This is a genomic window from Thiomicrorhabdus chilensis DSM 12352 (genome assembly GCF_000483485.1).
GTDB lineage: Bacteria > Pseudomonadota > Gammaproteobacteria > Thiomicrospirales > Thiomicrospiraceae > Thiomicrorhabdus > Thiomicrorhabdus chilensis.
Map to the genome: position 1 here is coordinate 2,082,795 of NZ_KI519609.1, position 23,438 is coordinate 2,106,232.

Here is a 23,438-nt window from a genome sequence, read left to right on the forward strand (position 1 = left end):
TCAGCTTTGATTGGCTATTGATTCTCCTAATAAAAAGCACTCATATGAGTGCTTTTTTTATGCGCACTTTTTAGGTATAGTGAAAGTATTATCGGCTCTTTAATTGAGGAATTGCCATGTCATTTGATACTGTCCATAATTATTTTGAACGTCTTGTGTTTAATGAAATCCGTGAAAACTACCACGATAAAGAGCTGGATGAACAACAACTGGCCGATATGGCCTGCATCGCGCTCAACCGCATTCCACCTCGCTATATCCGTTATGACATCGACATGTCTTTTTACATGTCCACCGAAGAACATATCGAAATCGAAGAGAAAGTGCGCAAAGCGGTGCGCAAAGCCTACAAAAAGATTAAGAAACTGGATGGCCTCAATGAAGATGAATAAGAGTTGAAAATCCTGTTTGATTCTCGACAGGCCTGTCCATTCCAAAACAGACTATTACACACTAAAAAACCCTCAAAAAGAGGGTTTTTTTATGGTTAAAACATTGAACTAAACTTGGTTCTTTAGCTATTCCAAATATCTGCGGTAATGCTCTTGTACCAACCACGTGCATAATCGGCTTCTTGTTTATGCTGCTGAACACTGCCCGCGGAAGGACTGACACCGCCGGCACCAGGCACCATGTCGATTTTACCGTCTTTCATCTCATACACGGCCGCCACACTGATGCCGTAATCCTCGGCCACCAAGCTGTAACAGGTATTGACGTTTTTGGGTCTGGGCATAGCCCAATTATGAAAATGCGAGACGATGGCAGCCGCACACATCTTCCCCTGACTGCTGGCGGAATGGCCTGACTTTGGCATCTTACCGGCAATCGACGCATCGCCAATCACATGAATGCCACGATGAATGCTGGATTCAAACGTTTCCTGATTCACCGGGCACCATCCACTGTCATCGGTCAATCCGGCAGTAAAGGCCAGCTTCCCGGCTTTCTGGGGCGGAATGATGTTCAACACATCGGCTTGAACCGTGTCGTAATCGCTGTAGACCGTTTTGGTAGCCACATCCACTTTCTTGACCGTACCACCATCCATGGCCCCGATCCACGTAATCATATCACCATATTCCTGTTTCCAGCCTTCCACAAACAAGCCCATTTTAGAAAACTTGTTCTTGGCATCCAACACTAGAATCTTAGCCGTTGGATTGTACTTCTTGAAATAACTGGCGACCATACTGACGCGCTCATAAGGCCCAGGAGGACAACGGAAAGGGTTGGGCGGCGGTGCGATGACAAACGTACCGCCCGGTTTCATGTCGCGTATCTGCTCATAGAGAATTTCGGTCTGAGGGCCCGCCTGATAAGCGTGAGGAATCTGGTCGATGACTTCCTCGGAATAGCCTTCGATCATCTCATACTTGAAGTCGATGCCCGGTGACACCACTAGGCGATCGTACTTCAGCACGTCGCCGTTATCCAGCTTAACGGTTTTAGCCTGAGCGTCAATCGCGTTGACAGACTGGTGAATGACGTTGACGTCATGTTTATCCGCTAAAACCGAGTAGCTATGGGTAATGGTATCGGAATCAACCAAACCGGCCAAATACCAATTGCTGCCCGGACAGGTCATATAGGTTTTCTTTGGTTCAACCAAGGTCACCTCTATCTGCTTGTCGAAACGTTTGAGGTATTTGGCACAGGTCGCGCCGCCAAACCCACCGCCAATCACCACCACCTTGGGACCGCTAGAGTCATTGGAACTCATCGCACGCGCGCTCAGAGGTGAAATCATAGGAACCGTGGCACCCGCTGCCGCCATGGCTTTAATCAAAGTTCTTCGATTCATTTTCATCATGATACTTTCCTCAGCTAACAATTAGGGTTTCAAGGTTGAAAAATAACGGGCCAAATCTTCGATTTCTGCATCACTGTAACCCTTTATATGCCGCTGCATGACCGTGGAAGGACGTTTGCCACTTTTGAAGTTTTTGAGTTGCTCCACCATCACCTTTTCGGGATAACCGGCTAAGGCAGGAATAGCGCCCCCCACATTTTTACCTTCCGGTCCATGGCATGAAAAACAGGTAGTGGCAGAAAGTTCCGCATCACTGATTCCGGCCGAATATGATATTGTCGGCACGGCCAACACCGCCGCCGCAACCAAAACATGGATTCGCTTCTTCATTCAAAGTACCTCTTATCGATATTTTATTGGGAGACAATTCATAAGACTTAAAGAGTCGCAACCAAAATCCTACGTATTGATACGACTATTTTTACGGAAAAACCAAGAAAATAGCGAATCAAAATATCTTTACCTTGATAGATTCCACTTTTTAAAGCGAACCCTAATATGAAAATCGGACAAAAAAATACCCTCATTAAGAGGGTATATAAAAACTCAATTCATTATTTGAGTTAAAGTCGAGGGAACTGCCTCAATCTACTTGAAAGTAATCTCGCCATTTTCAACCGTAATGTGTACCGTTGAACCCGGCACGAACTCGCCTCTCAACAGACGTTGTGCCAGAGAGTTTTCCACCCGCTGCTGTATCGCTCGCTTCAATGGTCGTGCGCCATACACCGGATCGAATCCGGCCTCACCCAACAAATCCAAGGCTTCATCACTGATCTCCAACTGCAAGTCCACTTCGTGCAAACGTTGATGCAAGTGCTGCAACTGAATATTGGCAATCGAACGAATCTGCTCACGATCCAAAGGACGGAACACCACGATTTCGTCGATACGGTTAATGAATTCCGGACGGAAATGACCGCCAACGACCTCCATCACATCGGCCTTCATCGCCTCGTAATTCTCATCGCCAGCTTTCTCCTGAATGATCTGCGAGCCCAGGTTCGAGGTCATGACAATCACCGTATTCTTGAAGTCGACCGTACGCCCCTGACCGTCGGTCAAACGGCCATCATCCAAAACCTGCAACAGAATATTGAAGACATCCGGATGCGCCTTTTCCACCTCATCAAGCAGAATCACTGAATAAGGTTTGCGGCGCACCGCTTCGGTCAGATAACCGCCCTGCTCGTAACCCACATAACCCGGAGGCGCACCGATCAATCTGGCCACGGAGTGCTTCTCCATGAACTCGGACATATCCAGGCGCACAATGGCTTCCTGTGTATCGAACAGGAAATCCGCCAAGGCTTTGGTCAATTCGGTTTTACCCACCCCTGTCGGCCCCAGGAACAGGAAGGAGCCATTCGGACGATTTGGATCGGACAGGCCTGCACGGGAACGACGGATTGCATCCGAAACCGCACTGACCGCTTCCGCCTGACCCACAACCTTTTTCTGCAAGGCCTCTTCCATGCGCAATAGTTTATCGCGCTCACCTTCCAGCATGCGTGAGACCGGGATACCAGTCCAGCGGGCGACCACCTCGGCAATTTCCTCTTCGGTGACCTTGTTGCGTAACAGATGAAGCACCTCACCATCTTCGCTTTCAGCTAGTTCGGCGGCTTTGATCTTCGCTTCCAAGTCCGGAATGGTGCCGTATTGCAATTCGGACATTTTGCCCAAATCGCCCTCTCGGCGTGCCGCTTCCATCTCAATACGCGCCTGATCCAACGCCTCTTTGTATTGTTGATTACCCTGCAAGGAAGCCTTGTCTTTTTTCCATATCTCTTCCAGATCGGAATACTCTTTTTCCAGCTCGCCGATTTGGCTTTTCAGATCATCCAAACGTTTGATAGACGCAGCGTCTTTTTCTTTCTTCAGCGCTTCTCGCTCAATCTTCAACTGAATCAAACGACGATCCAGTCTGTCCATCTCTTCCGGCTTGGAATCGATTTCCATACGAATGCGTGACGCTGCTTCGTCAATCAAGTCTATCGCCTTGTCCGGCAACTGACGATCGGTGATATAACGCTGTGACAGTTTCACCGCGGCGACAATGGCCGGGTCGGTAATATCCACCCCATGATGCACCTCATAACGTTCTTTCAACCCACGCAGAATCGCAACCGTATCCTCTTCGGTCGGCTCGTCGACCAACACCTTCTGGAAACGACGTTCCAAAGCGGCATCTTTCTCGATGTATTCACGATATTCGTCCAGAGTCGTGGCTCCCAAACAATGCAATTCACCACGCGCCAACGCCGGCTTAAGCATATTCCCTGCATCCATGGCACCGTCTGATTTACCCGCTCCGACCATGGTATGGATTTCATCGATAAAGAGGATAATCTGACCTTCGTTTTTCGCCAAATCACTCAAAACCGCTTTCAATCGCTCTTCAAATTCACCGCGATATTTGGCGCCGGCTAACAGAGACCCTAAATCCAAAGACAGCACTTTCTTGTTACGCAATCCCTCAGGGACTTCACCGTTGATGATGCGTTGCGCCAAACCTTCCACTATGGCGGTTTTACCCACCCCCGGCTCACCAATTAACACCGGATTGTTTTTGGTACGGCGTTGCAAAACCTGAATGGCGCGACGGATTTCATCATCACGTCCAATCACCGGATCCAATTTACCGGATGCCGCCCGTTCAGTCAGATCGATGGTATATTTCTCCAAAGCCTGACGACTCTCTTCTGCATTCTGATCCATAACGCTTTCACCCCCACGTACTTGTTGAATCGCCTGTTCAATGGCATTTTTGTTGGCACCAGCCTGTTTGAGTAAATCCGCCACCACATCTTTGGAATCCAGTGCAGCCAAAAAGAACAATTCGCTGGCGATATAGGCATCGCCTTTCTGCTGTGCCGCCTTGTCCATCAGGTTCAAGACTTGGCCAGACTTTTGTGAAAGCTGCACTTCACCGGCTGTGCCGCTGACCTTGGGCAGGCCTTCCAGTTTTTGTTTGACCGACTGACGTAAACCCGCCACATTAACCTGAGCTAATTGCAACAAAGAGGCTTGCTCATCCAACAACGCCGATAAGACATGGATGGGTTCGATAAATTGATTATCATTTCTGACAGCAATAGACTGAGCCTGCTGCAATACCGACTGAAACTGGGTGGTAAATTTCTCTATCATGCTAATTCCCCTTAGCGTTTAAACTCATTATTACTTTACATATAGGGATGATTTCAATCACTTAAAAGTCAAAGTTAAAAAATTTTATAAAAAAATTAAGACTCACTCCAAAACCCGAAGTGCCCAGTCAAATAATTTATTAAAATGAGCATGTTACATAACAAAAATGCAAAAATTCAATTACAGTATAATGCAAATTACCAACTCCTATATTCACAAGTCCGCTACAATTAACATATAATTTTTATGGTTTTTTTGTTTCCAATTCCACAAAGTGATGCATTATGACAACCGGACCACTTCAAGATGCCGATCTTAATTTAGAAGCCTTGTTCCAGAACATGGCGGATGCGGTCTACCTGATTGACCCGCACAGCTCAAATATTATCTGGTGCAATCGTGTCGGCCATGAAGAACTGGGTTATGAAAAACACGAGATTCTGAACCACTCGGTATTGAGCCTGCAAAAAAACGTTGAAGGCCTGCCTCATTGGGATGAAGTGAAACGGGTCATTCTGAACAGCCCTTCTTTTACCTTTGTCGGCAGCCACAAACACAAAGACGGCGGGGAGATCGCGGTAGAGGTCAATACCACACACTTCGAGCACCTCGAACGCACTTATTTCTTATCGGTTGCGCGCAATGTCTCCAATCGCCTCACCATCGAAAAAGACATGCACAGTCGCAACCAACGCATCTGGTTTGCTCTCAACGAGGCCTCCGATGGGCTGTGGGAATGGGAACTTGAAAGCAACCATGTGTTTTTCAGCCCCCAACTCAAAAAAATGCTCGGTTACGGTCCGGACGAAATGGAGCCCCATGTCAAAACCTGGATCAATAACGTTCATCCGGACGATCTTGATCGCGTCGGGCAAATCCTTGAAGATCATCTGCAAGGTAGAAGAGGCAACTATGAAGCCGAATACCGATTACGCAACCGTAACGGCCACTTTATCTGGGTACATGACAAGGGCAAGATCTGTGAACGTGACGACCAGGGAAACCCTACTTTCGTGGTCGGCATGGTGGAAAACATCACCGAACGCAAACAGCTCCAGTTTCAGCTGGAGAAGTTGGCCGCGAACGATGTGTTGACACAACTGCCGAACCGCCATCAGGGTGAAGAGCATGCCAGACAACAAATCGAATCAGCGCAAAGCAATCATCAACCTTTGTGCCTGGCGGTCATCGACTTTGACAACTTCAAACAAATCAATGACCTATATGGCCATCAAAAAGGGGATGAGGTGCTGGTTTTTGGTGCCCAGCTACTGAAACAAACCTTGCGTCAGAACGACTTTGTTTACCGCTGGGGCGGAGAGGAATTCGTGGCCTTGTTCCCCAACACCCATCTGGATGACATCGAAACCATCACTTATAAAATCCACCGTGCATTTATGGAAGCGGATTGGGCCAGCATCGATACTACCCCGCTGACGGTCAGTATCGGCATCGCCTGTTGCCCTGAAATTGCGGGCGATTTTGACAATCTCATCAAACAAGCCGATTGCGCGGTCTATCTTGCAAAAGAACAGGGGCGCAATCAGACTGTTCTGGCCGATTTGCCAGCCGAACCTCAATAAACCGCGAGGATTTAACAATGGATAACTTATTCTTCATCCTTTCCAAAGTCCTGTGGGCATTTTTGAGTCCGGGCAACCTAATCATATTCGCCCTCTTATGGGGAACTTTTCTGCTGTCTCTTAACCGCATCCGCAGTGCCAAAAGAGTACTGTACACAACCAGCCTGCTGAGTTTTCTCATTATGGCTTACCCATTCAGCGACTATCTCATGCAGCCTTTGGAATCGCGTTTTGCAAAACCGGTGAGCCTGCCCGAAAAAATTGACGGCATTATCGTACTGGGTGGCGGTGAAGACCTGAAACGCTCGCTGAGCTGGAATGTCGAGGAACTGGGACTGGGAGGCGACCGTTACATTGCTGCGGCCGAACTTGCAAAACGATACCCGAAGGCCCCCGTCATTTTCACCGGCGGCAGCGGTTTGGTACAATTGCAAAACACTCATGGTGAAGGAGCGCTGGCTAAAACACTGCTCACCACCATTGGCATTGACAGCAAACGTTTGATTATTGAATCCAAATCCCGCAACACCTATGAGAACTTCCTGTACACCAAGCCCCTGCTTCCAATCGAAAGCGGCCACTACTTACTGGTAACGTCAGCCTATCATATGCCACGAGCCGTCGGTGTGGCCAGGCAACAAGGAGTGAAGGTGACGGCCTATCCGGTGGATTACCGTTCCAACAGCGACGACCTTAGACGTTGGGATTTTGACCTGTTTGATCACCTCAAAGCCTTGGAACCGGCTTGGCGTGAGTGGATCGGCTTGAGCGCTTATCATTTGACCGGTAAAACAACCGCTCTCTTCCCACCCCCTTATGAGTATACGGATAGCCGGACACGCGCAATAGAACTCGAACAAAATCAACCCAACTAACCAGGCCTGCCGGTTTTCAAACAGGCTCAAAAATCCAAGACGTTAGATGACTTTGGAGAAGCGGTTTTGCATGTCGGGTTTTAAGTACGCATCAAACACCATACAGATATTGCGAATTAACAAACGCCCTTTGGCGGTCACGTAAATATCTTCATCACTGAGTGTGATCAGGCCGTCTTCGACCATAGGGCTCAGATTCGCCAACTCAGTGGCAAAGTACTCTTTGAAACGGACATTCCATAAGGCATCAATCTTGACGAAGTTCAAATGGAAATGGCTGATCAGACGGGTAATCACATCGCGTCGCAACTCATCGTCTTCGGTCAGTTGCACCCCGCGGAATACCGCCAAATCCCCGGCATCAATCGCCTGATAATATTCTTCCAGACTTTTACGGTTTTGCGCATAGGTGTTGTTGATCAATGAAATTGAAGTGGCCCCCATGCCCACCAAGTCACATTCAGCATGGGTCGAATACCCCTGAAAATTGCGATACAAGGTTTCGTTACGCTGCGCGATCGCCAGTTCATCGTCAGGTTTGGCGAAATGATCCATTCCGATATAAACATAACCGGCTTCCAACAAACGTTCGGTGGAAGCATGCAGAATCGCCAACTTCTCATCGGCGTTGGGCATATCCGCTTCATTCATCTTTTTCTGGGTGGGGAACAGGCTCGGCATGTGGGCGTAATTGAAAATCGAAAAACGATCCGGTTCGGCTTCCAGGACGCGATCCAGAGTGCGTAAAAAACCGGCTTCGGTCTGCAACGGCAATCCATAGATCAGATCCACGTTGACCGACATAAAACCGGCTTCACGCGCGCCTTCCAGCACCTCAAACGTCTCCGCCTGGGTTTGAATGCGATTGACCGCCTTCTGCACCTTTTCGTCAAAATCCTGAACCCCCAGACTCATGCGGTTGAAGCCAAGTTCACGCAACAATTTCACCGATTCACGATTGGCTTCGCGCGGGTCGATTTCAATCGAATATTCGCCAGAGTCGTCATCATATAAATTGAAATGCTGGCGGGTTTTCTCCATCAGCTGGCGCATCTCGTCATTATTGATGAAAGTCGGCGTGCCGCCGCCCAAATGCAACTGCTCAACCTTTCGTGCTGGGTCAAACAGCTGAGACTGCATCTCAATCTCTTTGAACAGACGTTGCAGATAAGGGGTGGTTTTCGAACGGTCTCGCGTCCAAACCTTATTGCAGGCGCAGAAGAAACACACCGTATCGCAGAACGGAATATGATAATAAAGCGAAAGCCCTCGGCCCGATTCATTGCTGCGTAACGCGGCTTCTTTGTAGGCATCAATGCCAAAAGATTCCTCAAACTGAATGGCCGTCGGATAAGAGGTGTAACGTGGACCACTCTGGTTGTAACGTTTAATCAGCGCTTCATCAAACTGTATTTTCTGTTCCATCTATCCGATCCATGTTTCATTATTCATCTGGCCCGCAAGCTTAATCTAAAACCCTTGAACAAAAGTTAATCCATCTCAAGAGTTGCGCATTTATCTGCCGGCAAGGCGGTTTAAAGGCGTTTAAGGAACCTCTGATTGAATCAGATTGGATTCTGGCAACGCCAAGTTTTCCAGATCAAGGCGTGAAGTTGCAGTAATGTCCAGACCTTGCAAAACTTCACAACGCGGAGCTAGGAAACTTGGCTAAGCCCTTTCGGGCGGGGCTTAAAGCCCCGCAGAATCTCAATCTGATTCAATCAGAGGTTCCTTAAATGACCAGGCCTGGTGGATTTTGCTGTTGCGTTGAAAATCTTTCGGCATGGTTTTTTGCGTGATATCGGTGACTTCCACATCCTCAAACTCAGCTTTGGACAACTTGAATTTGCGTAAATTGGTCGAGAAAATCAACTCCCCGCCGGGCTTTAACAGCGTCAAAGTTTGCTTGATCAAGTCCACATGGTCACGCTGAATATCCAAGGTGCCTTCCATGCGTTTAGAAGTCGAAAAGGATGGCGGGTCCAGGAAAATCACGTCAAACTCGGCCTTCCCTTCCGCTGTGGATTTTTCCAGCCATTCCAATACATTCGCCTGTTCCAGACGGTGTTTGGACTCATCACAGCCATTGCTCAAAAAGTTGTGTTTCGCCCAGTACAAATAGGTCTTCGACATATCCAGGCTCAAACTGTTTTTCGCTCCATGAACCGCGGCTTCGGTAGTCGCCGTTGCAGTGTAACAAAACAGGTTCAACAGGCTTTTGCCTCTTGATTGCTGCGCCACATAAGCGCGTACATCGCGATGGTCGAGAAACACGCCGGTATCCAGATAATCGGTGAAGTTAACGCGCAATTTGGCGCCGTTTTCCATCATCGTGAAAAACTGTCGGTTCTCATCCAGACGTTCGTATTGCGAGGTGCCTTTCTGGCGTTCACGCACCTTAAAGACAATGTGATCCACCGGCAGATCAAACACCTCCGGCAAGACTGACATGGCCTCGTGCAGACGTTTTTTGGCTCGACCTCGGTCAATCGTCTTGGGCGCGGCGTATTCATTGACCACCAGCCAATCGCCGCCTTCCAGAGTTTGATAAAAATCGATCGCCAATGCATATTCCGGCATATCGGCGTCGTACACCCGGTAAGCGGAAATCTGATTGGTTTTCGCCCACTTGCGCAATCCCTTGATGTTTTTCTTCAAGCGGTTGGCGAACATCTTGGCGCCTTCGCTCTGCACCAGGTCGGGCAAAGCCATCTGAACTTCTTCCGCCAGTTTGGCGCCGCCTTTGACGGCCGGCTGACGATGAAATTCCTCTTTGATATCGAAACGGAACAGTTTACATTCCATCGGCCCATTGAAGAAGTTGTGGCTGCGTTTTGCCTTAAGCCCCAAATACATGCCCAATTCCGGGTTACAGGTCAGAATCGCCGCCTGCCATCCGTCAAATTCGTTTTTGAGGTAATTCCCCAATTCGACATAAATGCTTTTTACCGTATCCAGTTCGCCCAAGCGCTCGCCGTATGGCGGATTGGAAATCACCAGGCCTGGTGTCCAGTCCCCCCAGCGTCGACCCTGCTCAACGGTCATCTGTTTGATTTCGATGGCATCCGCATAACCGGCATTGGCGATCGCTTCTTCGGCGATATCCAATGACTTGTGCGACGCATCCGAACCGTAAATCGCTGGCAAATTGCGCAAACCTTCCGCCTCGCGCTCTTCGGCTTCCTCCACCAAACTAAGCCACAACTTGGCGTCATGCTGTTTCCAGGTCAAAAAGCCCATCTGTTCGGATTTTTCCAACCCCGGCGCCAGATCGGATGCCATCATCGCCGCTTCAATCAAGAAAGTTCCAGAACCGCACATCGGATCATACAAGGTACCACCCTGCTTGGCGATTTCCGGCCAACCGGCACGCATCAACAACGCCGCCGCCACGTTCTCTTTCAATGGCGCCTTGACCTGCTGACCTTCACGATAACCGCGCTGGTGCAGACTGTGCCCGGTCAAATCGATACTCAAGGTCAATCGGTTACGGTTTAGATGTCCGTGAACGCGCAGCTCGGGATGCATCGTATCCACACTGGGGCGACTGTTGGAAACCGTTCTGAAATAATCGACAATGCCGTCCTTGATCTTCAAGGCTCCGTAATGACTGTGGTCGATGCCCATGCCTTTCCCGGAAAACGAAACCGCAAAGGTTCCGAACGCGTCCATATGTTGATCCCAGTCGATAGCGGCGACCTCAAGCGTCAAGTCTTCCTGAGTATCCAACTCCGTCTCCAGAACCGTGAGGTAAATCCGGTTGGCCAAACGCGACCACAGACAGGCGCGGTAAGCCACTTCCAGACTGCCTTCGAAACTGACACCCCGGGGTTGTGCCTTGACATTTTCAGCGCCCAAAGCGATCAACTCTTCTCGCAACATCTCACTCAACCCACCCGGCGAGGTGGCAAAACATTTCAACATAATCGATTCCATTGATTTTTAAAGAGAAGGCCATGGGACAAACACCAAAACCATCGAGACTATTAATGCGCTCATTTTACTGTTTTAGTGTCAGCTTGATGTAAGTTTCTGTAAAATAGGCGGTTGAATTTAGTCAAAATACACAAATCAACGGTGATGACCCCATGACATTTCGATTGCGTCTTACAAGCTGGCTATTCGCACTGCTTACTCCTTTATCGCTTCACGCGGCGACAGAAGTCGAGTTTCAATCTTGGCTATCGGAATTCAAACAGCAGGCCGTCAAGCAAGGCATTTCCCAAACCACGGTGCAAAGCGCCTTCAAAAATGTCAGTCTCAACGAGAAAGTGCTTGAACTGGATCGTCGCCAACCGGAATTTACCCGTACCTTCTGGCAATATTTCGATAAGGCCGTCACCGACTGGCGCATCGTCAAAGGCAAGTATCTCTACCAAAAACACCGTAAACTGCTGGATCAAGTCACACAAAAATATGGCGTGCCGGGTCGTTATCTGGTGGCGTTCTGGGGCATGGAAACCAACTTCGGCGGTTATACCGGTAACCTGCCGATCATCGAATCGCTGGCCACTCTGGCGTTTGATCCGCGCCGCAGTGAATTCTTCAGCAAAGAACTGATGGAAGCCTTGAAAATTCTCGACCAAGGACACGTACAGGTTTCGCAAATGAAAGGCTCTTGGGCCGGCGCTATGGGTCAATGCCAATTCATGCCGTCCAACTACATGCGCTATGCGGTGGACGGCGACAATGACGGGAAAAAAGATTTATGGGGCAGCCTGCCGGATGTGTTTTTCTCAGCCGGACATTTTCTCTCCAATCTGGGTTGGCAAAAACAGGAGAACTGGGGACGCGAAGTGACCCTGCCGGACGGGTTTGATTTTTCCATTGCCGACGGAAAAACCGCCCGTTTGTTGGATGAATGGCGAAAAATGGGCTTGAAACTGGCTGATGGCCGCCCCCTGCCAAGAGAGGATATGCAAGCTAAACTGATTCTGCCGAGCGACTACCGCGGGCCGGCTTTTTTGGTGTTTACCAACTTTTCGGTTATCAAACGCTGGAACAACTCCAATAACTACGCCCTGGCGGTCGGGCATCTGGCCGACCGCATTGTCGGTCGCCCGGCTTTGAGCAAACAGGCTCCCGAGGACGATGCCGCCCTGAATAAAGAGCAGATGAAAACCATCCAGCAGCGTCTCAATGCTTTGGGTTACGAAGCCGGAAAAGCAGATGGTATCGCCGGAAGCCGCACTCGCAACGCCTTACGCGCCTTCCAGAAAGATCGGAACCTGCCTGCCGACGGATTTCCTTCTGCACGTATTCTCAATGTTTTACAGAACCCCATAAAGTAAGCACAGAACACGATGCAGACCCACTCCAGAGAGGAGACTTTTCATGGCAGATTCCAATCCTAAAACAAAAGCCATCGACCTCACCTTCCACAGGATTTTGCCGCCCAAAGCCGAACTATGCGACCACCCAGCCTATCTGTTCTGGAAGGTGCAAAGCCAATTGACCAAATTGAACAATCGGCTCACCCGTACCGCCCATCCGGCCAAAATCAAACAGAGCTAAAACAAAAACCTCTTCATAACCCGCTTGCAAAACCGGGCTTCTGCCGTTACTCTAAAAAAGCAACATTGTCGGAGTGCCTAGACTAGGCTGAGATCGCGAAAGCGGGATCCGTAGAACCTGATCTGGTTAATACCAGCGAAGGGAACAATCAGACATACAACGTTTCCGCCCATCGGCATTCGAGTTTCAAACGTCTGATTCATGCAAGATTTGCGTGAATACCCACTCACCTCATCTTCCTGAATCTTTGTCAGCTGAAACCCGGACGTTGTGTCCACAACAATTCATTACGAATTCGTCTGTTTTCTACACAAGTCTATCGTGCCCCGCCTGATTTTAATTTTTAAAAGAGGCAGAGCCGTGAGTTCAACAAACAAAACCAACCGCCGCGAATCGCGTGCACAAGCGGAAGCATTCATCAAAGACGTTTCCGGGCAATCTTTCCCTAATTCCCAAAAAGTCTACGTGCCGGGAGAAATCCATCCGATCCGGGTCGGCATGCGCCAGATTTCGGTCAGCGACACCTACGTCAGCGGCCCGCAGGACAACCCGGTAACGGAAAGCAACGAACCGATTCCGGTTTACGATACTTCCGGAGCTTATACCGATCCGAATATTGAAGTCGATGTTTACACAGGCCTGCCGAAACTGCGCCAGAGCTGGATCGAAGCTCGTGAAGACACCGAACTTCTGGATTCCGTCACCTCCCAATTCACCCAGGAGCGTCTGGCAAATGAAGGACTGGACCACATTCGTTTCGAGCACCTGCCTGCAGTGTGTCGTGCCAAAGCGGGCAAAAACGTCACCCAGATGCACTACGCCCGGCAAGGCATCATCACCCCGGAAATGGAATACATCGCCATTCGCGAAAACATGAAACGCGCCGAAGTGCGTGACGAGATGCTGACCCAGCAACACGCCGGCGAATCCTTCGGGGCCAGCCTTCCTAAGGCCATCACGCCGGAATTCGTGCGTGACGAAGTCGCCCGCGGCCGTGCCGTGATTCCCTGCAACATCAATCACCCGGAATCGGAACCGATGATCATCGGGCGCAACTTCCTGATCAAGGTCAACGCCAACATCGGTAACTCCTCGGTCGGTTCCTCCATTGCCGAGGAGGTCGAAAAACTGGTGTGGGCGACCAAATGGGGAGCGGACACGGTCATGGATCTGTCCACCGGGCGCAATATCCACGAAACCCGCGAATGGATTCTACGCAACTCGCCGGTACCGATCGGAACCGTACCGATCTATCAGGCGCTGGAAAAAGTCAACGGCATCGCCGAAGACCTGACTTGGGAAATCTTCCGCGACACCCTGATCGAACAGGCCGAACAAGGGGTCGATTACTTCACCATCCATGCGGGCGTACTGCTTCGCTACATTCCGATGACCGCCAAACGTGTCACCGGCATCGTCTCGCGCGGCGGTTCGATCATGGCCAAATGGTGTCTGGCGCACCATCAGGAAAGCTTCCTCTACACCCATTTCGAGGACATCTGCGAGATTATGAAAGCCTACGATGTCAGCTTCTCTTTGGGTGATGGCTTGCGTCCGGGCTCGATTGCCGACGCCAACGACGAAGCCCAGTTTGCCGAATTAGAAACCTTGGGCGAATTGACCCAGATCGCCTGGAGGCATGACGTGCAAGTGATCATTGAAGGCCCGGGACACATTCCACTGCACATGATCAAAGAGAACGTCGACAAACAACTGGAGGTTTGCGGCGAAGCGCCTTTCTATACCTTGGGGCCGCTTACCACCGACATCGCCCCCGGATACGACCACATCACTTCGGGCATCGGTGCCGCCAACATCGGCTGGTATGGTTGTGCCATGCTGTGCTACGTCACCCCCAAAGAGCACCTGGGTCTGCCCAACAAGGAAGACGTCAAGGAAGGTCTGATGGCCTACAAAATCGCCGCCCATGCCGGGGATTTGGCGAAAGGTCATCCGGGCGCGCAAATCCGTGATAATGCGTTGTCGAAAGCACGTTTCGAATTCCGCTGGGAAGACCAATTCAATTTGGGACTGGATCCGGAAAGAGCACGCTCCTACCACGACGAAACCATTCCACAGGAATCCGGCAAGGTGGCGCACTTCTGTTCGATGTGCGGACCAAAATTCTGTTCAATGAAAATCTCTCAGGAAGTCCGTGACTACGCCGCCCAGCAGGAAGCCACCGCTCAATCCGGCCAAATCACCGAAATCACGCTGGAAGAAATTCAAAGCGGTATGAAAGAAAAATCCCAACAGTTCCGCGAAGCCGGCAGCGAAATCTACCAGAAGGAAGCCTGACATGCCAAATACGCCCAATATCGCCATTGTCGGCGCCGGGTTGATAGGAAGAATGCTGGCGGTCAACCTGAGCGAGAGCAGACAGGTCACCCTGTTTGACAAGGATGACCGCCAAGGATCTCGAAGCGCCGCCCATCTTGCGGCGGCGATGCTGGCCCCCTTGGCCGAATCGGCAGACAGCTCGAGAATTGTCATGCAGATGGGTCAGCGCAGTCTGGCACTGTGGCCCAGTCTTCTGAAAAAACTGCATCAACCGGTATTTTTCCAACAGAACGGCAGCCTGATTCTGGCTTATGAACAAGATCACGGCAACCTGGTCGACTTCGGTCACCGCATCAAGGGAGAAATGGGAAAGGACTACACTAATCTGACCTCAGGACAACTCGCGGAACTGGAACCGGAACTGGCCCGACAGCCGCACACCTTCAAGCATGTCCTCTGGCTTCCTGAAGAAGCTCAGTTGGACAATCGCGAACTGCTTGAAAGTCTGGCAAAAACGCTGGAAGATCGGAATGTGGTTTGGCATCCAAATACCGAGGTATCAATCGAGAATCGCCAAGTCGTTTTCGATGGCCAACGCCGATCATTCGACTGGGTGATCGATTGCCGCGGTCTGGGGGCTAAAAACCAGATAGTGCAAACCAAACCCGGCAAACACAAATTGCGCGGCGTGCGCGGCGAAGTGGTGCGGCTTTATGCGCCCGAAGTCAATCTGAACAGGCCTGTCCGTTTGATGCATCCGCGTTACCCGATTTATATCGCACCCAAAACGAACCACCGTTTCGTGGTCGGAGCGACCCAGATCGAAACCGAAGACCAACGCCAACCAACCGTACGTTCCGCTCTGGAACTGCTGTCGGCGTGTTTCAGTGTGCATAAAGGCTTTGCCGAAGCGGAGATACTGGAAATCAAATCCGGCTTGCGTCCGGCATTTGAGAACAACGAACCAAAAATTCGGGTCGACGGTACTCTGATTCAGGTCAATGGTCTGTTTCGTCACGGTTATCTGCTGGCACCGGCCATAGCCGAACAGTGCGTCGCGTTGATCGATTCCACTTTGCCGAAGCCGCCTCTTTTTGAACTTTTAATCGAATTTACCGAGAATCACCATGACTGATCGCTTTCAAATTTTAGTCAACGCCACGCCACAACAAGTCAATGAGAAGACCACGCTGGCTCAAGCCGCTGTCCAGTTTGGCGCCCAACCTCCTTATGTCCTGCTATTGAACCATCACTTTATTGCCAGTTCGCAGCATGACCAAATCACACTCAAGCCCAATGACATCATTGAAGTCATTTCCGCAATCCAAGGGGGATAAGATGACAACCGATAGACTGAACATTTACGGCACCCAGCTCGACAGCCGAATGCTGATCGGCAGTGCACTCTACCCATCACCGGACGTGATGCAACAATCCATCCAAGCTTGCGGTGCCCAGGTCGTCACCCTGTCATTAAGCCGACAAAATCCGCAGGCCAACGGCGGTGCCAGTTTCTGGGATAAAATCAAATCTTTGGGTCTGCACCTTTTGCCCAATACCGCCGGGTGCCATAGCGTCAGCGAAGCGGTCAATATGGCGAAAATGAGCCGTGAACTCTTCCAGACCGACTGGGTGAAGCTGGAACTGGTCGGCGACGACTACAACCTACAGCCCGACCCAATCGAACTGGTCAAAGCCACCGAAATTTTATTGAACGACGGCTTCAAAGTTCTGCCCTACTGCACCGACGATTTGGTGATTGCCAGACATCTGGTGGAATTGGGCTGTGAAGTCATCATGCCGTGGGGCTCGCCGATCGGCACCGCCAAAGGTCTGCTCAACCCTTATGCCTTGCAGGCCATCCGTGACCGTTTTCCGGAAATCACCCTGATTGTGGACTCCGGTATCGGAAAACCGTCCCACGCCACTCAAGCCCTGGAGCTGGGTGTGGATGCGATTCTACTGAACACGGCTGTGGCTCAGGCGAAAAACCCGGTGATGATGGCCACCGCTTTCGCCCGTGCCATCGAAGCCGGTCGTCTGGCCTACCAGGGCGGATTGATTAACGAACGCTCCACCGCCAAACCCAGCACGCCGACGCTGGACAAACCTTTCTGGCATCAGGTGAAGAATGGATAAATCTTATATGGAAAATCAAAATAGACCGATTATCTGGAGCATCGCCGGTTCGGATTGCAGCGGCGGAGCCGGAATACAGGCCGACATTAAAACCGGCCATGCATTGGGCTGCGAAGTCTGTACTCTAATCACCGCCAATACCGTACAGAATTCGCAATGCCTACAATCGGTCAATCCGGTTCCCATCGCCATTTTGCAACAGCAGTTCGACTGCCTTCTGGCAGACAAACCGCCGCAAACCATCAAAATCGGGTTGATCGCCAACAACCAGCAACTCGACTGGCTGATTCGAGTTCTGAAACAGCTCAAGCAAGAATCGGCAGGCCTGGTTGTGGTGTTAGACCCGGTAATGAAAGCCAGCGTCGGCCAGGATCTGGTGGTTGAATCGATGGCATCGATGCTGTTTGACGAGCTGTTGAAACTCATCGACGTGGTCACCCCAAATCATTCCGAAGCGGCCAGCTTGGCGGAAGACGACAAATCCACCCTCTCTTCATCCGAATGGGCCGAAAAGATTCTGCAAAAAGGCTGTCGTAGTCTCATTGTGACCGGAGGTCACGGCGGCTCCAGACAGTGTGTGGTAGACCACTGTTTTTTCGAAAAGCAGCACCTTGTTTTGGAATCACCCCGAACAAACACCGCTTACGGACACGGCAGCGGCTGCAGTTTATCCACCTCCGTGGCGAGCTTTCTGGCTCACGGCTATTTGCTGCGCGATGCGTTCATTCACTCTCAGGCCTTCATCAATAAGGCCTTCTCTCTGTGTCCAAACGAGCCTAATTATTACGGTGCATTGATTCAACCCTGCTGGCCGGTCGAGAAATCATTTTATCCACAGGTTGTTCTCGACAAACCTTGTGAGTCGGTTTCGCAATCCGGTTTTGCCGATTTAGGAACCGACAAACCAGGACTCTATCCAGTGGTGGATTCGGTTGAATGGCTGGAAACACTCATGCCTTTAGGCATTGAAATCATTCAATTACGTCTCAAGAACAAGAGCGAAGCCGAACTGCGCCAGTGCATTCAACACGCGGTGAACTTGTGCAAACAGTATCCAACCCGTCTGTTCATCAACGATTATTGGCAATTGGCGATCGAATACGACGCATACGGGGTTCATTTAGGGCAGGAGGATTTACAAGCCTTGTCGGTGGAAGACCTGCAAACCCTCCAACAATCGGGCATTCGCTTGGGCATCAGCACCCACGGTGCTTATGAATTTCTGTTGGCGCAGCAGATCAAACCGAGTTATTTGGCTATCGGCGCGATTTTCCCGACCCGAACCAAAGACATGACCGGGCAGATTCAAGGAGTGAATAACCTCCGCCAAATCCTTACATTAAAAACCGACATTCCGGTGATTGCCATCGGCGGAATCACCCTGAAAAATGCCGAAGAGGTCATTAAAACCGGAGTCGACAGCATTGCCGCAGTCACCGCGATTACGCATGCGGAGAACCCTGTACAGGCCGTTAAAGTTTTGCAAACGTCGTTCTTTAAAAGGTCAAAAACGAGGCTTGAGAACGTGGTGTAATCAACACGACTCAACCGCGCCAATCAAGTTTTTTAGCCACGCGTCATTGGACAGACAAAATTTTCACCCCTTGATTCAACAAACACACAAGATAAAGCCTAAGCGGTAAAACCCTAAGTGACCTCCTAAACGGTATTGGATGAATCTCAGCCCTCAATTGCGTTAAACTAAGAATCTGGGATACTCAATGAGGAGGCCATCTCAATGGGTCGACTTTTAAGAATTGTGATGATTGCCGCGATGCTTCTGGTAAGCACACAATCGCAAGCGGATGACCTCTCGCCATCGCTGAAAACGATGCTCGATCAGAACACCTTTCCTCTCACAGAGGGGTTGGGGGTTGTGGTGCTATCTCAAAGACCGTATCTGAAACAGTTCTATCAGCAACGAGATTATCGACCAGCCTGGGAAAATGACCACCACACCGAAGAACTGATTGCTCAATTACTCCAGAGCATTAACAAGGCAACAAAGGATGGACTCGACCCGTCTCACAGCGCCTACCATAAAACGCGCATTCAACAACTCTCCGATCCTATCACCCCAGAAAATCAGGTTTTTCGCGACATCTTATTGAGTGATGCCTTCATGGCGCTTGGTTCTCACTTGTACCACGGCGTCGCGTTCAAAACAGAAGTAGACACCCTGCATCGCGTTATCCAGCCCAATCATTTAAACAGAGTGGCGCTTCTGGAAAAAGCGTTGCAAACAAGACAAATCACCTCAAGCCTATCCAGTTTGGCTCCAAGACATCCGCGTTACCAAAACCTAAAAAAGGCCTTACATAATTATCAAAAAATCGCGGATCAAGGTGGGTGGAATGAGGATCCGGAAGCCTACCTTGACCCGGAGCAGGTGAAAAAAAGACTGTTGATTACCGGCGAATTTCATGCCCCCACCGACCCAAAACCGACATCAGTCAACGGTAACTCCGTGAGTGATTCAGTCAATTGGCACTGGAGTGGATCCATAACCGATGCAGAGAACAATGACCCATTGACTGAGGCCGTCAAAACGTTTCAGCGACGCCAGCACATCACCGTTGATGGCATTGTCGGCGTGCAAACTCGTCTAAAACTTGCAGAGAGTGTTCACCAGATTATCGAGCGTATTCGTCTTAATTTAGAGCGTTGGCGCTGGTTCAATCCTCTTGTGGAGGACAACTATGTGATGGTCAATATTCCGGATTTTTCCATGCAATATATCAATGATGAGCAACGTCTGTCTATGAATGTGGTCGTCGGCCAGAAAAAGCGTCAAACGCCCATGATGCAAGCCAAGATGAGTTATCTAGTATTCAATCCTTACTGGCGAATCCCCAAAACCATCCTCGCGGAAGACATCCTCCCAAAACTCAGAAAAAACAGAGAATACCTTAAGGCCAATCAGATCACACTGTTCAGCAGTGCCGATCAAACGGAAAGTGACCCGCTCAATGCCGAAGACATTGACTGGAACCGTGTCACCCCAAATGGCATGTTACGTTACATATTCCGTCAGGAGCCCGGTCTCAAAAACCCATTGGGATCCCTTAAATTCATGTTTCCAAATAGCGAGGATATCTATATCCACGATACCTCAGCACGTTATCATTTCAAAAATAAAGCCTTTCTAGTCAGCTCCGGCTGCATCCGTGCCGAAAAGCCGATACAACTGGCTTACGAGCTCCTAGTCAACGATCACCCCGAAGTCACCTACGAATCACTCTATCAACAAATTCAAAGCGGCCAACGCCAAGTGATCTGGTTAAAGGAAAAAATACCGGTCTACCTAACGTATCAAACCGCTTGGGCCGATGAGGAGGGTATCCTCTATCTGCGTAACGATGTGTATGGCCACGACGCCAAGGTATTGAATTTCATAAAACAAATTTGAAAATCCACCCTGATTGATTTATGGTATAATTTCACATATTTAATAAATCAAACGGGGTCACTATGCCGATACACACAGAAATGAACCGCAGAAATTTTCTAAAACTGGGTGGATTAGGCGCGGCAGCTGCGTGGGCACCTACGTCCCTCTTTGCCGCCACCCCAAAACAAGACAAACATGAAGAAGCCTTTAGAACACTCTCGTTTTACAATCTTCATACCGGCGAATCACTGCGCACAACCTACTGGGAACAGGGAGTCTATCATCCAGAAGCACTTGATGAGATCCGTCACGTTCTGCGGGATTTTCGCACCGGTGAAACGCACGACATGGACATTGCACTATTTGATTTGCTCAATGACATCCGCAGAAAAACGGAGAGCAATAAAGCGTTTAACATCATCTCAGGGTATCGCTCACCCAAAACCAATGCCATGCTCAACAATACAACCCAAGGCGTGGCCAAAAAGAGCCTGCATATGGTCGGTAAAGCCATTGACATCAACCTGCCAGGCTTTGAGCTTGCACACCTCAGAAAAGTCGCCATGATGCAAAAACGCGGTGGCGTAGGGTATTACCCAGCCTCCAATTTTGTGCACGTGGATACCGGTCGCGTTCGCCATTGGCAATAATCACTTGAAGCCTCACCGCTTTGACTATGCAACCCATTCATGGTTGGACAACAAAACCGCAAGCACACTCTAAGATGTGCCTGCGGTTTTTTTATGGACGTGCCTAAGCGCGCGTATGAACACGACCCAACGATTGTTGATCCAGCCACCGCACCAACTTTCTCCCCCCTTTTTTTACAAGCCAACAAGAAAGACTGATTGCCGGTCCAATATTTTGACAGCCATTTAATTCAGTTGAAGGCTTTGATTTTATTGAGCTTGAATGAAGCCAGGATATGATAAAGTTGAACAAAGCATCGGGGCATTGGGAGAATCGGTTTTGCATGAAATAACACCTAATACGGAAATCAAAGTTTGGGACCTGGGGGTTCGAACGTTTCACTGGAGTTTAGTGGGGCTGTTCTTTATCGCCTACCTCACCGGTGACGACAACTGGGTGCATGTCTATTCGGGCTACGGCATCATCGCTCTGCTGATTTTCAGAATATTCTGGGGACTGGTCGGACCGAAATACGCACGTTTTTCCAACTTCCTCTATGGACGGGCGGCCACCAAAGCCTACGCGCGTTCCCTGCTGAGCTTTCATCCCACCCACTACCTAGGACACAACCCGCTGGGCGGCTGGATGGTCGCTTTGCTGTTGATTTCCCTGTCACTGACGACCTGGACAGGCCTGCAAGCCTATGGTGCAAAAGGCCATGGTCCACTGGCTGCTCAATGGGATCAAGCGTTCATCTCCACAGCACAGGCAGACGATGACAAACACACCAAAGAAGGGGGCGAAGCGCACGGAAATGAGGACGATTTTTGGGAGGACATCCATGAACTGCTCGCCAATTTCACTCTGTTTCTAGTATTGATTCATATTGCGGGTGTGCTTATCTCCAGCGTCCTGCACCGCGAGAATTTGATCCGTGCCATGATCACCGGCTACAAAAAACGTGACTGAGCGGCATCCATTGTCCAATGCTTTAAACAGCCGAACCGGCCTTGAGCCGGTTCGGTTTTCATCAATGCCTGCAACACGCCTCTAGGCCTTAATTACGCCATCGCGTTGCCCAATCTCTGCCGATACTGTTTGGACAATTCCGGATCGGAAGAGGACAGCATGTTCAACACCGTGACAATCAATTCACGGGCTGCGCCATCCTTATAATTTGGCTCCTGTTCAAACAGTGAAAACAGACTTTCCAAAGCGCCTTGATAATCACGCTCGGCCAGCAAGCAGACCGATAAATCGAAATAGGCATCAAAATCCAGCGGATCCTGATCCAGTCTCGCCAACAAGGCGGTTTTGCCGTCTGTTTTTCTTGCCAGCCTGTGAAAAGTCATCTGTCCAAGCAAGGCTCGTCCGGCTTCACTTTCCTTGTCTTTATCGGGCAAGCGGGAGAAGATATCCACAGCCTGTTCCCAGACTCCGACATCCAACAAAACCTGCACCATGTCCAAGGCTACGCGGGTATTGCCCGGGTCCGTTTGAATCGCTTTGGTCAAAAGGTCAACCGCACCTTGGGTATCGCCCTGCAGATGCAGTTCCCGTGCCTGCAAACGCATCTCGTCGGATTCACGGTAAATTCCAAAGTCCTTGAGCATCGCCGCAAGTTCATTGCTGTCCATCTTGCCGATTTCGGTGCGCACCACCTCACCGTCCTTGAAGACCTTAACGGTCGGCAGGTTTACGATTTCGTACTGTTCTTTAAGTTCCGGCTGTTCATAGACGTCGATTTTGGCAAACACAAATTGCCCGGCAAACTCTTGCGCCAAAGTCGATAAGGAAGTTTCGACATTAATGCAAATCTCCGAGTTGACACTCATGAACTCGACTACGACCGGGATTTTATAGGAGTTGATCAACACCAAATTGTTGAAGTTGCTCTGCGATACTTCAAAGATATAACTTTCCTTGCTACTCACGTTTTTACCTACTTATTGAATTCAATTACGATTATAGTGGCCGACGCCGAACTTGATGATAAGTTTTTGTTGGAGTCAGCATAAACATTTCATAATCTTGGCCTTTATGCCGGCACAAAAAAACCA

19 protein-coding genes and 1 riboswitch are annotated in these 23,438 nt (G+C 49.9%); of the genes, 13 read left to right on the top strand and 6 right to left on the bottom strand.

Annotated features, from left to right (window positions below):
* Positions 1–116 precede the first annotated feature (116 nt).
* Positions 117–392, top strand: a complete 276-nt coding sequence (locus B076_RS0109885; protein ID WP_028487166.1) for a late competence development ComFB family protein — start codon at positions 117–119, stop codon at positions 390–392.
* A 122-nt stretch (positions 393–514) separates the two neighbouring features.
* On the opposite strand, the gene B076_RS0109890 is transcribed toward B076_RS0109885, so the two are convergent.
* The 3 genes from B076_RS0109890 to clpB form a co-directional block, all read right to left on the bottom strand.
* Positions 515–1,813, bottom strand: coding sequence for an NAD(P)/FAD-dependent oxidoreductase (locus B076_RS0109890; RefSeq protein ID WP_028487167.1), 1,299 nt, complete (start codon positions 1,811–1,813; stop codon positions 515–517).
* A 21-nt stretch (positions 1,814–1,834) separates the two neighbouring features.
* Positions 1,835–2,143, bottom strand: coding sequence for a c-type cytochrome (locus B076_RS0109895; protein ID WP_028487168.1), 309 nt, complete (start codon positions 2,141–2,143; stop codon positions 1,835–1,837).
* A gap of 258 nt (positions 2,144–2,401) precedes the next feature.
* Positions 2,402–4,966 (bottom strand): ATP-dependent chaperone ClpB, encoded by a 2,565-nt coding sequence (gene clpB / locus B076_RS0109900; protein WP_038150532.1) that lies wholly within the window; start codon positions 4,964–4,966, stop codon positions 2,402–2,404.
* 284 nt (positions 4,967–5,250) lie between these two features.
* Here clpB and B076_RS0109905 point away from each other — a divergent pair, with 284 nt between their 5' ends.
* A complete protein-coding gene (locus B076_RS0109905; protein WP_051347297.1) occupies positions 5,251–6,549 on the top strand; it encodes a sensor domain-containing diguanylate cyclase in 1,299 nt (432 codons plus the stop codon).
* Positions 6,550–6,566: 17 nt separating this feature from the next.
* Positions 6,567–7,424, top strand: a complete 858-nt coding sequence (locus B076_RS0109910) for a YdcF family protein (protein ID WP_028487171.1) — start codon at positions 6,567–6,569, stop codon at positions 7,422–7,424.
* Between the two features lie 42 nt (positions 7,425–7,466).
* Here the strand turns inward: B076_RS0109910 and hemN are convergent, their stop codons facing one another.
* The gene (gene hemN / locus B076_RS0109915; protein WP_028487172.1) at positions 7,467–8,849 is read right to left on the bottom strand and encodes an oxygen-independent coproporphyrinogen III oxidase; all 1,383 of its coding nucleotides are present in this window, start codon (positions 8,847–8,849) and stop codon (positions 7,467–7,469) included.
* A 282-nt stretch (positions 8,850–9,131) separates the two neighbouring features.
* Positions 9,132–11,348 (bottom strand): bifunctional 23S rRNA (guanine(2069)-N(7))-methyltransferase RlmK/23S rRNA (guanine(2445)-N(2))-methyltransferase RlmL, encoded by a 2,217-nt coding sequence (gene rlmKL, locus B076_RS0109920; RefSeq protein WP_028487173.1) that lies wholly within the window; start codon positions 11,346–11,348, stop codon positions 9,132–9,134.
* A gap of 164 nt (positions 11,349–11,512) precedes the next feature.
* Between rlmKL and B076_RS0109925 the strand changes: the two genes are divergently transcribed.
* From B076_RS0109925 to B076_RS0109970, 10 genes are all read left to right on the top strand, one after another.
* Positions 11,513–12,715, top strand: coding sequence for a lytic murein transglycosylase (locus B076_RS0109925; protein WP_028487174.1), 1,203 nt, complete (start codon positions 11,513–11,515; stop codon positions 12,713–12,715).
* 43 nt (positions 12,716–12,758) lie between these two features.
* On the top strand, positions 12,759–12,938 hold the full coding sequence (locus tag B076_RS0109930; RefSeq protein ID WP_028487175.1) for a hypothetical protein: 180 nt from the start codon (positions 12,759–12,761) through the stop codon (positions 12,936–12,938).
* A gap of 59 nt (positions 12,939–12,997) precedes the next feature.
* Positions 12,998–13,099: riboswitch (TPP riboswitch) on the top strand.
* Between the two features lie 256 nt (positions 13,100–13,355).
* Positions 13,356–15,236 (top strand): phosphomethylpyrimidine synthase ThiC, encoded by a 1,881-nt coding sequence (gene thiC / locus B076_RS0109935; RefSeq protein WP_211230211.1) that lies wholly within the window; start codon positions 13,356–13,358, stop codon positions 15,234–15,236.
* Between the two features lies 1 nt (position 15,237).
* The gene (gene thiO, locus B076_RS12690) at positions 15,238–16,353 is read left to right on the top strand and encodes a glycine oxidase ThiO (protein ID WP_084205756.1); all 1,116 of its coding nucleotides are present in this window, start codon (positions 15,238–15,240) and stop codon (positions 16,351–16,353) included.
* Positions 16,346–16,555, top strand: coding sequence for a sulfur carrier protein ThiS (gene thiS, locus B076_RS12695; RefSeq protein WP_038150533.1), 210 nt, complete (start codon positions 16,346–16,348; stop codon positions 16,553–16,555). Before thiO ends, thiS begins: the two co-directional genes overlap by 8 nt.
* A 1-nt stretch (position 16,556) precedes the next feature.
* Positions 16,557–17,357, top strand: coding sequence for a thiazole synthase (locus tag B076_RS0109950; protein ID WP_028487177.1), 801 nt, complete (start codon positions 16,557–16,559; stop codon positions 17,355–17,357).
* Positions 17,350–18,891, top strand: a complete 1,542-nt coding sequence (gene thiE / locus B076_RS0109955) for a thiamine phosphate synthase (RefSeq protein WP_211230189.1) — start codon at positions 17,350–17,352, stop codon at positions 18,889–18,891. Before B076_RS0109950 ends, thiE begins: the two co-directional genes overlap by 8 nt.
* A gap of 204 nt (positions 18,892–19,095) precedes the next feature.
* Positions 19,096–20,766, top strand: a complete 1,671-nt coding sequence (locus B076_RS0109960) for a L,D-transpeptidase family protein (protein ID WP_028487179.1) — start codon at positions 19,096–19,098, stop codon at positions 20,764–20,766.
* A gap of 62 nt (positions 20,767–20,828) precedes the next feature.
* Positions 20,829–21,398, top strand: coding sequence for a DUF882 domain-containing protein (locus tag B076_RS0109965; protein ID WP_028487180.1), 570 nt, complete (start codon positions 20,829–20,831; stop codon positions 21,396–21,398).
* Between the two features lie 262 nt (positions 21,399–21,660).
* Entirely contained in the window at positions 21,661–22,347 is a 687-nt protein-coding gene (locus tag B076_RS0109970; RefSeq protein WP_051347299.1) for a cytochrome b/b6 domain-containing protein, read from the top strand.
* Positions 22,348–22,439: 92 nt separating this feature from the next.
* On the opposite strand, the gene B076_RS0109975 is transcribed toward B076_RS0109970, so the two are convergent.
* Positions 22,440–23,312, bottom strand: coding sequence for a tetratricopeptide repeat protein (locus B076_RS0109975; protein ID WP_028487182.1), 873 nt, complete (start codon positions 23,310–23,312; stop codon positions 22,440–22,442).
* Between the last annotated feature and the right edge of the window lie 126 nt (positions 23,313–23,438).

Bases quoted from the DNA above. Each gene is read 5' to 3' on its own strand.
- B076_RS0109930 (WP_028487175.1), top strand. From the start codon at position 12,759: ATGGCAGATTCCAATCCTAAAACAAAAGCCATCGACCTCACCTTCCAC.
- thiO (WP_084205756.1), top strand. From the start codon at position 15,238: ATGCCAAATACGCCCAATATCGCCATTGTCGGCGCCGGGTTGATAGGA.
- B076_RS0109905 (WP_051347297.1), top strand. From the start codon at position 5,251: ATGACAACCGGACCACTTCAAGATGCCGATCTTAATTTAGAAGCCTTG.
- thiS (WP_038150533.1), top strand. From the start codon at position 16,346: ATGACTGATCGCTTTCAAATTTTAGTCAACGCCACGCCACAACAAGTC.
- B076_RS0109925 (WP_028487174.1), top strand. From the start codon at position 11,513: ATGACATTTCGATTGCGTCTTACAAGCTGGCTATTCGCACTGCTTACT.
- B076_RS0109960 (WP_028487179.1), top strand. From the start codon at position 19,096: ATGGGTCGACTTTTAAGAATTGTGATGATTGCCGCGATGCTTCTGGTA.
- B076_RS0109885 (WP_028487166.1), top strand. From the start codon at position 117: ATGTCATTTGATACTGTCCATAATTATTTTGAACGTCTTGTGTTTAAT.
- B076_RS0109910 (WP_028487171.1), top strand. From the start codon at position 6,567: ATGGATAACTTATTCTTCATCCTTTCCAAAGTCCTGTGGGCATTTTTG.
- clpB (WP_038150532.1), bottom strand. From the start codon at position 4,966: ATGATAGAGAAATTTACCACCCAGTTTCAGTCGGTATTGCAGCAGGCT.
- B076_RS0109970 (WP_051347299.1), top strand. From the start codon at position 21,661: ATGAAGCCAGGATATGATAAAGTTGAACAAAGCATCGGGGCATTGGGA.
- B076_RS0109895 (WP_028487168.1), bottom strand. From the start codon at position 2,143: ATGAAGAAGCGAATCCATGTTTTGGTTGCGGCGGCGGTGTTGGCCGTG.
- thiE (WP_211230189.1), top strand. From the start codon at position 17,350: ATGGATAAATCTTATATGGAAAATCAAAATAGACCGATTATCTGGAGC.
- B076_RS0109950 (WP_028487177.1), top strand. From the start codon at position 16,557: ATGACAACCGATAGACTGAACATTTACGGCACCCAGCTCGACAGCCGA.
- hemN (WP_028487172.1), bottom strand. From the start codon at position 8,849: ATGGAACAGAAAATACAGTTTGATGAAGCGCTGATTAAACGTTACAAC.
- B076_RS0109890 (WP_028487167.1), bottom strand. From the start codon at position 1,813: ATGATGAAAATGAATCGAAGAACTTTGATTAAAGCCATGGCGGCAGCG.
- rlmKL (WP_028487173.1), bottom strand. From the start codon at position 11,348: ATGTTGAAATGTTTTGCCACCTCGCCGGGTGGGTTGAGTGAGATGTTG.
- B076_RS0109965 (WP_028487180.1), top strand. From the start codon at position 20,829: ATGCCGATACACACAGAAATGAACCGCAGAAATTTTCTAAAACTGGGT.